Source organism: Pseudomonas sp. MDV22-iso1 (assembly GCF_058145095.1).
Genome location: NZ_JBYVMF010000050.1, coordinates 1 through 14,702, shown reverse-complemented (window position 1 = coordinate 14,702; position 14,702 = coordinate 1). Strand labels below are relative to the sequence as shown.

The 14,702-nt window shown below is 50.3% G+C and carries 10 protein-coding genes and 2 pseudogenes; 7 read left to right on the top strand and 5 right to left on the bottom strand.

The annotated features are described in order from the left end of the window. Window positions 1-270 precede the first annotated feature (270 nt). The 3 genes from AC3ZVB_RS28905 to AC3ZVB_RS28895 form a co-directional block, all read right to left on the bottom strand. Complete coding sequence (locus tag AC3ZVB_RS28905; RefSeq protein WP_490148465.1) at window positions 271-1,530, bottom strand: OprD family porin; 1,260 nt, start codon at window positions 1,528-1,530, stop codon at window positions 271-273. Between the two features lie 542 nt (window positions 1,531-2,072). Beyond that, complete coding sequence (locus AC3ZVB_RS28900; RefSeq protein ID WP_490148464.1) at window positions 2,073-3,500, bottom strand: heavy metal sensor histidine kinase; 1,428 nt, start codon at window positions 3,498-3,500, stop codon at window positions 2,073-2,075. After that, window positions 3,497-4,171, bottom strand: a complete 675-nt coding sequence (locus AC3ZVB_RS28895; protein ID WP_490148463.1) for a heavy metal response regulator transcription factor — start codon at window positions 4,169-4,171, stop codon at window positions 3,497-3,499. Before AC3ZVB_RS28895 ends, AC3ZVB_RS28900 begins: the two co-directional genes overlap by 4 nt. Before the next feature lie 494 nt (window positions 4,172-4,665). Between AC3ZVB_RS28895 and AC3ZVB_RS28890 the strand changes: the two genes are divergently transcribed. The 5 genes from AC3ZVB_RS28890 (at window position 4,666) to AC3ZVB_RS28870 (ending at window position 11,232) form a co-directional block, all read left to right on the top strand. Next, on the top strand, window positions 4,666-5,895 hold the full coding sequence (locus AC3ZVB_RS28890) for a TolC family protein (protein ID WP_490148466.1): 1,230 nt from the start codon (window positions 4,666-4,668) through the stop codon (window positions 5,893-5,895). Between the two features lie 88 nt (window positions 5,896-5,983). Then, window positions 5,984-7,216, top strand: coding sequence for an efflux RND transporter periplasmic adaptor subunit (locus tag AC3ZVB_RS28885; protein WP_490148462.1), 1,233 nt, complete (start codon window positions 5,984-5,986; stop codon window positions 7,214-7,216). Between the two features lie 26 nt (window positions 7,217-7,242). Further along, window positions 7,243-10,410, top strand: a complete 3,168-nt coding sequence (locus AC3ZVB_RS28880; protein ID WP_490148461.1) for a CusA/CzcA family heavy metal efflux RND transporter — start codon at window positions 7,243-7,245, stop codon at window positions 10,408-10,410. 142 nt (window positions 10,411-10,552) lie between these two features. After that, window positions 10,553-10,747: a co-regulatory protein PtrA N-terminal domain-containing protein gene (locus AC3ZVB_RS28875; protein WP_490148460.1), complete on the top strand. Its 195-nt coding sequence runs from the start codon at window positions 10,553-10,555 to the stop codon at window positions 10,745-10,747. A gap of 152 nt (window positions 10,748-10,899) precedes the next feature. After that, complete coding sequence (locus AC3ZVB_RS28870; RefSeq protein ID WP_075946980.1) at window positions 10,900-11,232, top strand: DUF2790 domain-containing protein; 333 nt, start codon at window positions 10,900-10,902, stop codon at window positions 11,230-11,232. Window positions 11,233-11,607: 375 nt separating this feature from the next. On the opposite strand, the gene AC3ZVB_RS28865 is transcribed toward AC3ZVB_RS28870, so the two are convergent. Continuing rightward, complete coding sequence (locus tag AC3ZVB_RS28865) at window positions 11,608-12,933, bottom strand: OprD family porin (protein WP_490148459.1); 1,326 nt, start codon at window positions 12,931-12,933, stop codon at window positions 11,608-11,610. 923 nt (window positions 12,934-13,856) lie between these two features. On the opposite strand from AC3ZVB_RS28865, the gene AC3ZVB_RS28860 reads away from it, so the two are divergent. Further along, window positions 13,857-14,183, top strand: coding sequence for a hypothetical protein (locus AC3ZVB_RS28860; protein ID WP_490148458.1), 327 nt, complete (start codon window positions 13,857-13,859; stop codon window positions 14,181-14,183). A 30-nt stretch (window positions 14,184-14,213) separates the two neighbouring features. On the opposite strand, the pseudogene AC3ZVB_RS28855 reads toward AC3ZVB_RS28860, so the two are convergent. After that, window positions 14,214-14,539: pseudogene (locus AC3ZVB_RS28855) on the bottom strand (hypothetical protein); the annotation flags it as partial. 1 nt (window position 14,540) lies between these two features. Between AC3ZVB_RS28855 and AC3ZVB_RS28850 the strand changes: the two are divergent. Further along, window positions 14,541-14,702, top strand: a pseudogene (locus AC3ZVB_RS28850) (copper homeostasis membrane protein CopD); the annotation flags it as partial.

Here is a 14,702-nt window from a genome sequence, read left to right as displayed (position 1 = left end):
GCCACGGTAACCTGCTATCCAGGTGCTGGGTAGGTGGGGTTTATGGATCGCACTCGTATAAAAAGCTAGCAAGGTGCTTACAGTTTTGGAGGGGGGTTTAATAGGAGTAATCGTTGTTGAACAGCAGATGCCTAGTTATTTTCTAAGCAACGGTATGCGCATTGCGATGTTCGCCTCTCAGCGAGTTTGGAAATGTAATCAAGTAGTGCGAGGGAACATATGGCGTTAAAAATAGATACAGCCTACCATATATCACCATCACTCAATCGATCAGAACAGTGGGAGTGTATAGCTAAGAATCAATCGATTCTCATCAATATCGTTGCCGAAATTCGTTGTTCGCACTGTCGCGTTACGCCATTTGATACCTAGATTTTTCAATGCTCCTTCTTGAAAAACATAAGCTATGTCCATGTTGCGCTCCCATTCTTTACCGCTCGGTTTGCCACTCCCCAAGTCAACATTGTCACCGCTAATGTATCGAGTCATGAACGTCAGGCCGGGGATTCCAACGGATGCAAAGTTGAAATCGTAGCGCGCTTGCCAAGATTTTTCTTCCTTATTTGAAAAATCTCCTATTTGCACAAAGTTAACTAGGAATGGGTCTGATCCGTTGATGTAGGCGTATCCAGTGTCGCCAATCATCTTTTGATAGCCCAAGCCCAATTGATGGCCGTAAAATGCATATGTGAACATAGCTCCGAGCGCAGTGTTATCTACGTTACTATTACCGTCGTCAGTAGAACGTGCGTACCGGAGGTCACTCTTGAATTGTTGTTTTTCATCCAAAGGAAGGACGTGTATGAAGTTGACGATGTTTTGTTTGTACAGGCCGTCGAGCCCGCCGTAACTATAGCTTGTGGATATATTCTTGTTCCATTTGTAGTTCAGGCTAGCAAAGTTAAACTCATCGCTGGTCTGCCCGCCGCGAACAATGATCCCTCGAGGTCCGCCGCTTGAAATCGTCATGTCCTCGTTATTTGAGGAGTCACGCAGATTAATCTGTTTAAGTTGGCCAGCATCCAAAGTAAGGCCATCTATTTCCATAGAGTTCAGCTGCCCACCCTGAAAGCTTTGAGGTAACAGGCGTGAGTCGTTGGATTGAACCGTAGGAAGTTTAGGCATCAATGTGCCAATCTTTACAACACTTTTAGATACTTTTAACTTTGCTGTTGCACCTAGCTTGCTGTAGTCATCTTGGGCTCGGCGAGGGGATTCGATACTCCGAGGAAGAAGGCCGGACCCAGTTCTATCAGGACTGGAGTCGAGTTTTAGACCAAGCATGCCAATCGCGTCAAAACCTACACCAACAGTACCCTCCGTGTATCCCGACTCATAGCGCATGAGAAAGCCCTGTGCCCACTCCTCTTGTTTTGACTGGCTTGCTGTGTCTTGTCGAAAGTCGCGATTGAAGTAGAAATTGCGTAGTTCGACATTGGCTTTGCTATCTTTAAGGAACTCGGCAGAAGCGAGCGGACTTAAACTAAGCGTGAACGACGCGACACTCAGCGAAATAAAAGTCTTTCTCATCATATTTTTCCGATTCTGTTATTAGTTGTTTTTTGGAGAGTTCGGCCCAACGAGATTTGAGAGGATAAATCTATGGCGCATAGGGTTCACCTAGAGTTCGGCTGCATAGAGCCTCCATCCAAGTGTGTTTTGGGGATATACTTATCCTCCGGTTCGTTGTTCCAGCTACTCAGTCTACTTATTACTGTAAGCAGTTGGTAAGCTTCTCTTCGCCACAGTCTTTTTTGTATTTCCTCCCCCCAACGGCCTTCTACGGGCGCGTTCGCCGCCTATAGTTGCAAATTTAAGATAACGAAGAGATGTCTCTAAAATTACAATTTTGAAATGTTACGCGTTGGATCGAGTCTCGCAACCTGGCTGCCAATCGCATTAATCGATTCAAGGGTTTGGGAGAGGGAGGGGCGAAATATACGTCTAATGCAGTTTGTCTCGCTTCATTATTAGTAAGCTTCGCTATACATCTTTCGACTAGAATCTTGGCAGCAGATTTTTATAACGTCGCAATTCATCGATGTGTATTAAGTTGGTCGAATTTTACAACCTCACTCTTTATTTTTTTCAGGTTTCCAGCTGATTTGTGCATTGTATTTTGGAAATGTGAGTCGAAAAATGGTTTCCTGGCCCTGTAAAATTTTGGCGTCCGCAGATCCTTGGTGAAGGCTCATGATGGATCTCACAATTGCTAATCCTAATCCTGTGCCACCCTCTGCTCGTGAGCGACTGGTATCCACGCGATAGAAACGGTCGAAAATATGAGGTAGGTGCTGAGATTCAATCCCCGCGCCAGGATTACTTACAACCAGGGACACTTTCTCCGGTTGAGTTTCTATTGCTATAGAGATTGACTGCCCTGATGGGCAGTGGCGGATCGCATTTGACAAAAGATTTGAAATGGCTCTCTGGATCATAAGGCGGTCACCGAGTACCTTTCCGCAGCCGCTGACACCTATGCGGACATTCTTTTCTTCTGCCGACAGCGAGAAAAGATCGATGACTTTTAATGCTTCGTCCTCTAATAAAATGCATTCAAACGGTACTAGAGTTGCTGGATGACTAACTTGGGCCAAAAAAAGCATATCAGAAACAATTCTGGTGACACGTCCCAGCTCCTCGGTACAGGACTCCAAAACAGCCTTGTACTCTTCTGCTGGACGCTCACGGGAAAGGGTTACTTGTGCTTTGCCCATAAGATTGGTGATCGGTGAGCGCAACTCGTGTGCCAAGTCGTCGGAAAATTGCGACAATTGCTGAACCCCGCTATCAAGGCGGTGGAGCATGAAGTTTATGGCATGAGCAAGTTCACTCAGCTCTTGCGGCATTTTCACAACGGAGAGTCGATGGCTAAGGTCCTGGGCGGAAACCATGGCAGCAACTTTACGGAACTCCCTGAGCGGAGAAAGGCCGCGTTGAACTATTGCCCAAGCGCTGATACCAATCAGAACCAATAACAGCGGAACAGCGACAATGGTCGAGTTCAGATAGGCGTTAAGTAGCGCTTCATCATTAGAACGCTCAATAGTAAGTAGTACCGATACCGACTCACCATCCCGCAACTTCATAATTTTAGAGGCTGCGAGGATGTGGGTTTCTGCCTCATCAGACCCAGTGGTGTAGGATAGCTTATTACTGGCGCCCGGTCCGGACGGGGTCGCCGAGCGTTCAGGTATATCTGCTCCAAAACTTAGGAGCTGTTTACTCATGCCTACATTGAAGACAGTCAGGTTGAGATTGTCATGCCCTAGTACTTGATCTAACAAAGCATGAGGTTCTTGACTAATCTCAAGAGTACTGATATCCATCAGTAGGCTGTGCTCTATCTGGCTCATCTTTTTTTCAAGGCTGTCTTTTGCCCGTGAATCCAATTCATGGGAAAGCGCCAGATATGCCAGTACCGCTAAAAACACTACCAGCACTGCTCCCATCATACTGACCGTCAACCCCAGCCGCATCGATAGGCTGACTGGCTTCATTTCCTAGCCTCTAGAACGTAGCCAACGCCGCGGAGGGTATGGATCAATTTGGTTTCAAATGGATCATCTATTTTCGCTCTCAGTCTTCGGATCGACACCTCGACAACGTTCGTGTCGCAGTCAAAATTCATATCCCAAACTAGGGAGATAATCTGTGTGCGAGACAATACCTCTCCGGATTGGCGCATTAGTAAATGGAGCAGAGCAAACTCCTTTGTTGTCAGATCTATGCGTTGCGTTCCCCGGAATGCGCGGTGCCTTCCTTGATCAAGCTCTAAGTCCGCGACTTTAAGCACCTCCGGAACCGGTATATGTTCGCTGCGCCGCGTTAGCGTACGTACTCTTGCTAGTAATTCCGGGAATTCAAATGGCTTGACCAGATAGTCATCGGCACCTAGATCCAGTCCTTTGATTTTATCTGCCAGACGTCCTCGTGCGGTCAGCATCATTACCCGAGTACTACTTGTCTGCCGAATGTTTTCGAGAACCCCCCACCCATCAATTTCGGGGAGGTTTACGTCAAGAATTACTAAGTCATAAGCTTGCTGACGTGCCAAGTGAAGTCCGTCTGCACCTGTTGATGCACAATCTACAATATAGCCGCTTTCTGTCAGGCCTTGATGTAAATATTCGGCAGTCTTCAGCTCGTCCTCTATCACAAGGATTCGCATAGGTTTTCACCCTTCTATAAATATGTCGGATTGAGTATTAAATTTTAGAGCCAGGACTGTTAGTTTGTTAGTGTTCAATAGTTAGTTGGGGTGACTTATTACATAAAATTATTTACTGCTTGTATAGCACCTTAAATCTCGAGCTGCGAAGCCGATACCTGCCACAGATGTAGCAAGGCTTAGATCAATTTCGTTATTTTTTATGCCTGCAAACCATTCATCAAGTCGTGATTGTTCACACATAAGAAAAAATATGTCTTCGTGTTCTGTTTATTTCCATTTGTTGCAGCGCGCTCAGCGTTTCCCGACGTATTCATACTAATGCAAAAAATAGAGCCTTGCCGCCGGATAACGTATTTGTAATTTTTCAGTCACCTTGTTGATAGGTGGGGAGAACTACATTCCGCCTCATGGAAAATGTTTTAAGGGTTTTAGGAATGATGGAATTGCTTCGGTATAGAAAGTTTATTACGCACCCAAATATGCATAAAACCATGTTAAGAGCAGGTGCGATTGCGATCCTTACACTTCTGGTCAGTCCTTTGTTCGCGACAAGCGCTCAAAGGCTCACAATGGATCAGGCCCTAGAAGCTGCTTTTGCCAACAATCCTGATCTGGCTGCAGCGCGGTGGGAGATTGGTATTGCTCAAGGAGATCGACAACAAGCGGGCTTGATTCCTAACCCCGAGCTGTCTTGGGAAGCTGAAGATACTCGACGAAATTCACGGACTACGACGGTGATGATCAACCAGCCGATTGAGCTGGGTGGCAAGCGTGGAGCCCGGATAGACGTTGCCAGCCGAGCTCAGGACGCGGCTGGAATTGAACTGGAGCGTAAACGTAATGTTTTGCGTGCTGATGTCATCCAGGCGTTTTACAAATCATCAACGGCTCAGCAAAGGTTGCTCTTGGCTCGTCAATCGGTTGAGCTCGCCGAGCGAGGTTTGCGTGTTGCTCAAGGTCGTATCAATAGCGGCAAGTCATCGCCTGTTGAAGGTACGCGAGCAGAAGTCCAGTTGTCGGAGGTGCGCCTAGAGTTGAGACGGGCCGAGCGGGATGAGGCCAGTGCCTATCAGCAGCTCGCTCAGGTCATGGGAGCACCATTGCCTGCGTTCGTGTCTGTGGGGGATACCGGCCAATCGATGCCAGAGGTGCCGGAACCCTCGCTGTTGATTAACCGAATCGGCGAGACCGCAGAGCTACGGTTGGCAAAGCTTCAAATCGATCAGCGGGAAGCCTCTCTCGGTCTTGAGAAAGCTCAGCGTATTCCTGACCTCACCGTAAGTGTCGGCAGCCAATACGATGAACGAGAACGCGAGCGGGTGAATGTCGTGGGGCTGTCGATGCCTATTCCGTTATTCAACCGTAACCAAGGCAATGTACTGGCAGCTGCCCGCCGTACCGATCAAGCCCGCGACCTTCGCAATGCCAGTGAGTTACGTCTGCGCACAGAAATTCAAACCTCTCTGGATCAGTGGACGACGGCAAACACTGAAGTCGCCTCGTTCAATAAGACCATCCTGCCTGCCGCACAAAATGCAGTTGACACCGCTACGCGGGGTTTCGAAATGGGCAAGTTCAATTTCCTGGACGTGCTCGATGCTCAGCGCACCTTGATCAGCGCACGCACCCAATACATCCAAGCCATTGCAGAGGCGACAGACGCCTGGGTGCGAATCGAGCGAATTTTTGGTGATGTCGACCAGCTCACTCGTGCCCCTTGAATTTCAAATTACTTATTTTTCGCCGCTGCTCAGTGTTGCAGTGCCACGGTATTTCGTGGCTGCTAACTGAGCTGCGCAGGGAGTCTCCATGGATAAAAAACTAATCCTTGTCACCGCATTGACCCTGACGGTGGGCATTGGAATCGGTTCCCTCTGGATGGGTAGCTCCTCGGCACCGTCCACTGGGGCTCAGGCGCAAGAAGAACAGGGCCACGACGGTCACGACGATCATGGCAACGAGGGTGCCGCAAAGGAGTCAGCTGAAGGCGAGCATGCCGAAGGCGAGGCAGAAGAAGGTCATCTGACACTGAGCGACGAGCAGATCAACTCGGCCGGTATTCAGTTGGTCGAAGCGAAGGCACAGAGCATCAGCCTCTCATTGCCTTTTCCTGGAGAAGTCCGTTTCGATGAAGACCGCACTGCACATGTGGTGCCTCGGGTATCCGGTGTCGTCGAATCGGTCCATGTCAATCTCGGCCAACCCGTAAAAAAAGGTCAGCTATTGGCCGTGATCGCCAGCCAACAAATATCTGACCAGCGTAGCGAGCAAGCCGCTGCGCAACGCCGTTTGGAGTTAGCGCGCACCACCTACGAGCGTGAGCGCCAGTTATGGCAGGACAAAATCTCCGCCGAGCAGGATTTTCTTCAGGCCCGACAGGCATTGCAAGAAGCCGAGATCGCTATGAGTAATGCTCGACAAAAAATCAGTGTACTCAGTGGTAGCTCGGTGGCCAGCGGCGGTAATCGATATGAGTTACGTGCGCCGTTCGACGGCGTCGTGGTCGAAAAACATCTGGGTATCGGTGAGGTTGTTAGCGAAACCACCAATGCCTTCACCCTCTCAGACTTGTCGCGTGTATGGGTAACTTTCGGCGTTTCCCCTAAGGATTTGAACAAGGTGCTGGTGGGCAAGGCAGTCACGGTCAGTGCTCCGGAGTTGAACGCCGAAGTTACTGGAACCGTGGCTTACGTTGGAAGCTTGCTGGGTGAGCAGACCCGCACTGCAACAGTCCGCGTGACCCTTGCCAACCCACAAGGCGCCTGGCGCCCGGGGTTATTTGTGACCGTGCTGGTTGAGACCGATACCCGACAGGCGAGAGTCGCAGTGCCGGAAACGGCCGTTCAGACGGTCGAGGACAAACCAACCGTTTTCGTTCGCACCGAAGACGGATTTCAGGCGAAGCCGGTTGAAGTGGGTAGTCGTGCGGCAGGTCTGGTCGAAATTACCGGGGGCTTGGAGCCCGGTGTTCAAGTTGCTGCTGCCGGCAGCTTCATTCTGAAATCAGAACTGGGTAAAGCCTCGGCTACACACGCCCACTGATCCGCCACTTCCACGAGAAGGTTCTCATGTTCGAACGCCTGATCCAATTTGCCATCGAGCAGCGCATTATCGTGCTGCTCGCGGTTTTTCTCATGGCCGGCCTCGGTATAGCCAGCTACCAGAAGCTGCCGATCGACGCCGTACCCGACATCACCAACGTCCAGGTACAGATCAATACAGGTGCCGCAGGTTTCTCACCACTCGAAACAGAGCAGCGCATCACTTTCCCCATCGAAACTGCGATGGCTGGTTTGCCAGCTCTGGAGCAGACACGTTCCCTCTCACGCTCGGGTCTGTCGCAAGTCACGGTGATCTTCAAAGAAGGCACCGACTTATTCTTCGCCCGGCAATTGGTCAACGAGCGTTTGCAGGTGGCCAAGGAGCAACTTCCCGAGGGTGTGGAAGCCGTCATGGGGCCGATCTCTACCGGTCTGGGTGAAATTTTCCTTTGGACGGTCGAGGCCGAAGAAGGTGCCGTCAAGGAGGACGGCAGCCCCTACACGCCAACCGACCTTAGAGTGATTCAGGACTGGATTATCAAACCCCAGTTGCGCAACGTTCCGGGAGTTGCAGAAATCAACACCATTGGCGGGTTCGCCAAGGAGTATCAGATTGCTCCCGATCCGAAACGTTTAGCGGCTTATAAGCTGACGCTTACTGACCTTGTGACAGCGCTGGAACGAAACAACGCCAACGTCGGCGCCGGTTACATTGAACACAACGGTGAACAACTGCTTATTCGTGCGCCTGGCCAAGTGGCGACTACCGACGATATCGCCAACATTGTGATGGCCAATGTCGACGGCACACCAATCCGCATAAAAAACGTCGCGACCGTGGATATTGGACGTGAGTTGCGCACTGGCGCGGCCACGGAAAACGGTCGTGAAGTTGTACTCGGCACGGTGTTCATGCTGATCGGCGAAAACAGCCGAACTGTGTCTCAGGCCGTTGCCGTCAAGCTGGAGCAGATCAATCGTTCGTTGCCTAAAGGGGTGGTGGCGATCACCGTCTATGACCGTACTAATTTAGTTGACAAGGCGATTGCCACGGTTAAAAAGAACTTGATTGAAGGTGCGATCCTGGTGATCGCGATTCTGTTTCTGTTCCTTGGCAATATTCGCGCCGCGCTGATTACTGCCATGGTGATCCCGCTCGCAATGCTATTCACATTCACCGGCATGTTCACCAATAAGGTCAGCGCCAATCTGATGAGTCTTGGCGCGCTGGACTTCGGCATTATTGTCGATGGCGCGGTGGTGATTGTCGAAAATGCCATCCGACGTCTGGCCCATGCACAGCAACACCACGGGCGGATCCTCACCCGCTCCGAACGCTTTCACGAAGTGTTTGCAGCAGCCAAGGAAGCCCGCCGACCGCTGATTTTTGGTCAGTTGATCATCATGGTCGTTTACCTGCCGATTTTTGCCCTGACCGGCGTTGAGGGGAAGATGTTCCACCCCATGGCATTTACCGTGGTGATTGCTTTGGTCGGTGCCATGCTGCTGTCAGTAACCTTTGTGCCTGCGGCAATTGCCATGTTCGTAACTGGCAAGGTCAAGGAAGAGGAGAACGCGGTCATGCGAGGGGCACGCCGGGTCTATGCGCCCGCGCTTGACTGGGTCATGGGGCATCGGTCGCTAGCATTCGCCATGGCACTCGGCGTCATTGCTGTGTGCGGAGTTGTTGCCAGTCGAATGGGCAGTGAGTTTGTGCCGAGCCTCAGCGAAGGAGATTTTGCCCTGCAAGCATTGCGCGTACCGGGTACCAGCCTGACACAATCGGTAGAAATGCAGCAGAGTCTCGAAAAACTGGTGATGGCAAAGGTGCCCGAAGTTGAGCGGATGTTCGCTCGTACAGGTACCGCAGAGATCGCCTCAGATCCAATGCCGCCCAACATCTCTGATAGCTACGTGATGCTCAAGCCCAAAGCTCAATGGCCTGATCCCAATAAATCCCGAGAGACTTTGATAGCCGATATCCAAAAAGCCACGGCCGCTATGCCCGGTAGCAACTATGAGCTTTCACAGCCTATTCAGTTACGGTTCAACGAGCTGATATCAGGCGTGCGCAGTGATGTGGCAGTCAAGGTATTCGGTGATGACATGGCTGTGCTAAACAGCACTGCCGCGAAAATTGCCGCGTCCATGCAGAAAGTCGATGGTGCTTCCGAGGTCAAAGTCGAGCAGACGACGGGGCTGCCGGTGCTGACCATTAACATCGACCGTGACAAAGCCGCGCGTTACGGTCTGAACGTTGGCGACGTACAAGACACCATTGCGGTGGCGGTTGGTGGCCGCCAGGCCGGTACCATGTATGAAGGAGACCGCCGCTTCGACATGGTAGTGCGTTTATCCGACGCCATGCGCAAGGACCTCGAGGAATTGGCCACGCTGCTGATTCCGGTGCCGGCGCTGCTTAACGGCAACTCCGATCAGATCGCTTTCATTGCCCTCTCAGAGGTGGCAACCCTCGATCTGGTGCTGGGGCCGAACCAGGTCAGTCGTGAAAACGGTAAGCGTCTGGTGATTGTGAGCGCTAACGTGCGTGGACGGGATATTGGCTCATTTGTGCAGGAAGCCAGCACCGCTATTGATCAGCAGGTGCAAATCCCGGCCGGCTATTGGATAAACTGGGGTGGGCAGTTCGAGCAACTCCAATCAGCCGCCAAACGCTTACAGATTGTCGTCCCGGTAGCTCTGCTCCTGGTATTCGCCCTATTGTTCATGATGTTCAACAATCTCAAGGACGGGCTGTTGGTGTTCACCGGGATTCCATTCGCATTGACGGGTGGAGTGATGGCTTTGTGGCTACGTGATATTCCGCTGTCGATCTCGGCGGGTGTTGGTTTTATTGCTTTGTCGGGAGTAGCGGTGCTGAACGGGTTGGTGATGATCGCTTTCATCCGCAATCTTCGAGAGGAGGGGCATTCGTTGGGCTCTGCAATCAATGAGGGAGCCCTAACACGGTTACGCCCAGTGTTGATGACGGCCCTTGTGGCCTCCCTTGGCTTTATTCCTATGGCTCTGGCCACCGGTACCGGAGCAGAGGTCCAGCGACCACTGGCTACCGTGGTGATCGGCGGCATCCTATCTTCAACTGCGTTGACCCTGCTGATACTGCCTGCGTTGTATCACTGGGCGCACCGTCGAGATGAGGATGAAGCCGAGGAAGACAAAACAGCAGCCGTATAGTTCTTTGATTTTAAAGCCCACTGCCGAGTTTCGGTAGTGGGCTTTTTTACGCGAGTTAAATTACGAATCTGTAATCTTGACGCCACCGTGGTGATAGGTTCGGATTGATACCCTAATAGCGTTATCTATATGAGGTGTCAGAATGAAACTTACTCAAATATGTGCTCTTGCAGGTGCTTTAGTCTTTTCTTCGATTGCGTTGGCGGAGGGTGGCGGAGATAGAACCTTCGAAAAAATGATGGCGGCGAAGGATCTAGCAATGGAGAAATATTTAGCCAGAGAAGGGAAGAGTGCCCCGGTGGTGTCAAGTGACGAAAAGAATGAGAAGACAAAGTAAATGTAGTTACGCAGGTTGGAACAAGCCCGTCCCAAGTTACTGGTGGCGGGTTTTTTTTGGATGGCTTGATTACATACTTGTAATTTTCGTGCCACGCCGTCGCAATGTTTAGATTGATATTCTCGTAACTGTTATTAGATGAGGTACAGAATATGAAATTTATGAACATTTTCGCTTTCGTCGGAGTTTTAGCTATTTCTTCAAGCGTATTTGCAGAGGGAGGAGGAGATAAGGCCTTTGAAAAAATGATGGCTGCCAACACTAAAGCGATGGAGCAATACGCGATTAGCCAAGGAAAGAGCGCTCCTGTACCGAAGCAATACGAGTACGGGATGAAGGTGGATGTGGTGAAGGTGATCAGTGTGGTGCGCCCTGCGAAAGTCTGCGCAGTAGTGCCCGCCGCAATGACTTATGAAGATTCCGAAGGACAGCTAAATACGATCACTTACACGGTCGCTGGAGACTGCCGTAAACGAGGCGGTTAATAGCTGCACTGCTATTGTACGAATCATTAACGCGCGACCCACTTCGTTATTTAAAGGTGTCGGGCGTTTTTTATTTGCTCAAGTTTTGACAGGCCAAAAAAAGACGTCCCGGAGGACGTCTTAAAAATTCACCTTTTCCAAAGGAGCAAAGGAGCTTCCAAAGGTGAACGGATATTACAACTGAACAGCATTGAGTTCAGACTTTCACAGACTAGCTACTTGTCTATAGAATCCCAGCCAGATGCGCTAGCTAGAATTCTATCAACTCACGATAAGTATAAAAAACGCAACCTAACGTGAAGATGATTGAAAAATGACATTTCTGTAACTTTTCGGAGGACGGGACGCTCGCAGCACGAGTCATCCCGCTCAATATCACAGGATAGCTAATGGATACTCAACAATCACACGTACTTCATCCAGGTCAGATTCAAACGCGGTTGCACGAGTGTTCGCTTGGCGCAGGCGGAAAGACATGTCTTTCAAGGAACCTGTCTGAACGACGTATTTCACCTCAATGTCGCGCTCCCAGCGTTTCTGATCGGTCAGCGGATTTCCGTCTGCATCGCGTCGCATGTAGGTCGCGTTAGCGTTCGAGTAATCGGCATCGGTGCCACGGCCGTAACGTGTCATAAACGACAACCCTGGCACGCCATATGTTGTCATGTCCAAGTCGTATCGAACCATCCATGAGCGTTCTTTAGGCGAGTTGAAATCGCTGTACTGGATTGAGTTATCAAGAAAAATGGAATCCGATTGGCGCAGGTAGTCGAAGTCGTCGTTACCATTATTTCGTTGGTGAGACAGTGCGACAGAGTGTGCGCCATACTTCACGCCGACTTTAGCACTCCAAATATTGTTGTTGAACTCACCCAGCAGTTTTTTACCTTCGTCAACGGCTTTGTAGTAGTTTACACCGCCGAATACGGAGAGTTCTTCCGACAGCGAGTAGTTCAATCCCGTGCCGGCATAATATTGATTCCATGCGTCTTTAAGACGGCTGGAATAGAGGCTTACAATCACGTTCTTGTTCAGATTGTAGTCGCCGCCAAAATAACCGACCCACGGCGAGTTAACAGGCCCGGCATAGAATGTCGCGAAGTTATCGCGCATATTGCTGGAAGTTGGCTGGCTCATAGCGTGAAGGCGCCCCGCCTGAACTGTCAATCCGTCAATGCTGGTGTTGGTCGCTGTTACACCAGTGAAGCTTTCTGGTAGAAGTCTGGAGTCACCGGCGGCAACAACTGGGTTAGATGGGAAGACGTCACCGACCTTTACTACAGTGTCAAAGGCGCGAATTTTTGCCGCACCACCCACTTTTGTGTAGTCGTCACTTGCTTCTCCTTGGCTATTGACGGGAAGTACGTCGAACGAACTACGGCCGCCATTACGGCCGTCGCCCGTGTCGAGTTTCAATCCGATCATGGCGAACGCGTCAACGCCGACACCCACGGTGCCTTGAGTAAATCCGGACTCGAATTTACTAATGATGGCGTGTGCCCAAGCTTCGGAATAGCCATTGCCCGTTGGGCTTGATTGACCGTCACGATAATCACGGTTGAAGTAGAAATTTCGGTTTAGCACCGTAAGGCTGCTGCCTTCTATAAACCCTTCGGTCTTTTCCTCCGCAAATACCACGGAAGGGCCAGAACTGACAACGATCGCCAACGCGGCCATCGAATATTTTGTGTTGTTATTCATCCATCACTCCTTAGGTTCGGCAGAACTAGAAAGCTCTTCGGCTGGTATTATTGTTTACGGGAAGCAGGTTGTGCCTCCCGTATCGTCGCCGAGCTGTATCGTTGCAATCTGAAGATAACGGGGACATGATTGGAAAATTACAATTTTGTAATGTTCATCTGCTCTCTTTATAAAATTGGATTGCTTGCGATCCACCAGCCAATGTGTGGGTCTTGTTTGCTACGTTCGTGTCCATAAGCACCTCATGACCCGTAGCGCAAAACATCGTATTCATACGCAGTATGTTGCACAGACCCTACTGCCAGAATGTTCTTTGACGTGCAGCCACAATGGAGCGGCTCGATCCCTCAGGATCTTGGTTATTTAATTTGAATGACCGAGCCAGGCATAAGGATCGTTGGCGCAGATGGCATTACTCAAGTTCCATTGCCGCGGAATAGGAGGCGCAGATGCGAATTCCGTCGGGCACGGGGGCCTGGCAAGATCAAAAATCATTCCCACCTCGCCGGATGGTGCTAAATTTTGGTGGCGTGGCTAGTCACGAAGCCGTTCAAGTCTGAAGGTCCGTGAGACATTTTTGCGTGTTGGGTCAGATTCTCAGGAATATTTTAGGAGTTTCCCATGGATGAAAGAGTCATTGTTTTGGCCGCCTCAGTTTGTCTCATTCTTTTGGTCGTAATTCTTTTCTTGACCTCCATGCATCATTAACGCGGACCAGCAGCCGTTATCAGCGATAACGGACGATCATCGAGACATATTGGCAAGTCAAGTCGTCTCTATTGGTAACCAAAACAGTATTGTCATGCCGCAGACGATTATTATTGATCACCATGCCCAAGGTGGCGTTCGTTCCTGGTCGATCGGACTGAAATCGCGCAGCCTTGTGTAGAATGTCCCATTCCTAAGCAACGAGAGAAATCCAGATGATGGCAGAACTGAGTGAGGAAGAAATGCGCCTGGCCCTGTTTGGCTCATCAAACCAATCGGAACCACAGCTCTCCACGGAAAAGCCTGAATCGGAGGTCGTCTCAACAGCTGAGCCTAGCCCAAAGCCGAGATCCTTTTCTAAATGTCTCTCCCCGAAGCTTCGGGTTACGTTACACGTTACGAGGGAGTTCGAAGGCGATGTAGAAGTGTTTATCTACGATGCGAATACCTTGAGCACGCTTGTTGCCGAACAAGACGCCAAGAATGAAGCTAAAAAAAAGAAATTTCGGTATTTCGACGTAATATCGGTCAAACCAATCTGAATTGCTTGTGCGTAGTTAACTAGATTGTGATCAGCGCGCAGATGGTCCAGCTTGAGTTGAGTCGCAAACCTGTGAGGTCACCGACACCGCCTGCGATTTTTTCCGCCAGACGAGTGCCGTACGCGTATGTAGATCATCTCACCAATCAACTCAATCAACGTCTGGGTTATCACCTCAGCGGCAGCAAGCCCTTGAATTTCTTCATGCAATGCCAGAGCCAGCGGAAGAACCACCAAAGAGTTACGTGTCGATGAGCTGAAGGTGACCGCTCTGGCAGTTGTCGACGGTAGCTTGAAACCTTTCGAAGCCAAAGCGCCTATCGGAGGTGCCAGTAGCATAAAGCCGATGTAATAAGGGGGAAAGGAAAGAGCATCGGGCACCGTCTTGAAATTTGAGTCGCTTCTTTATGGTACTTCTGTCGCAGGTGTAGCTCTATCCCTTGTCGGCATGTTGTTGCTTGCGAGAGCAATGAGCGGTGTATCGGAGCTTATGGAGCTACATCACCATATTTTTGAAATG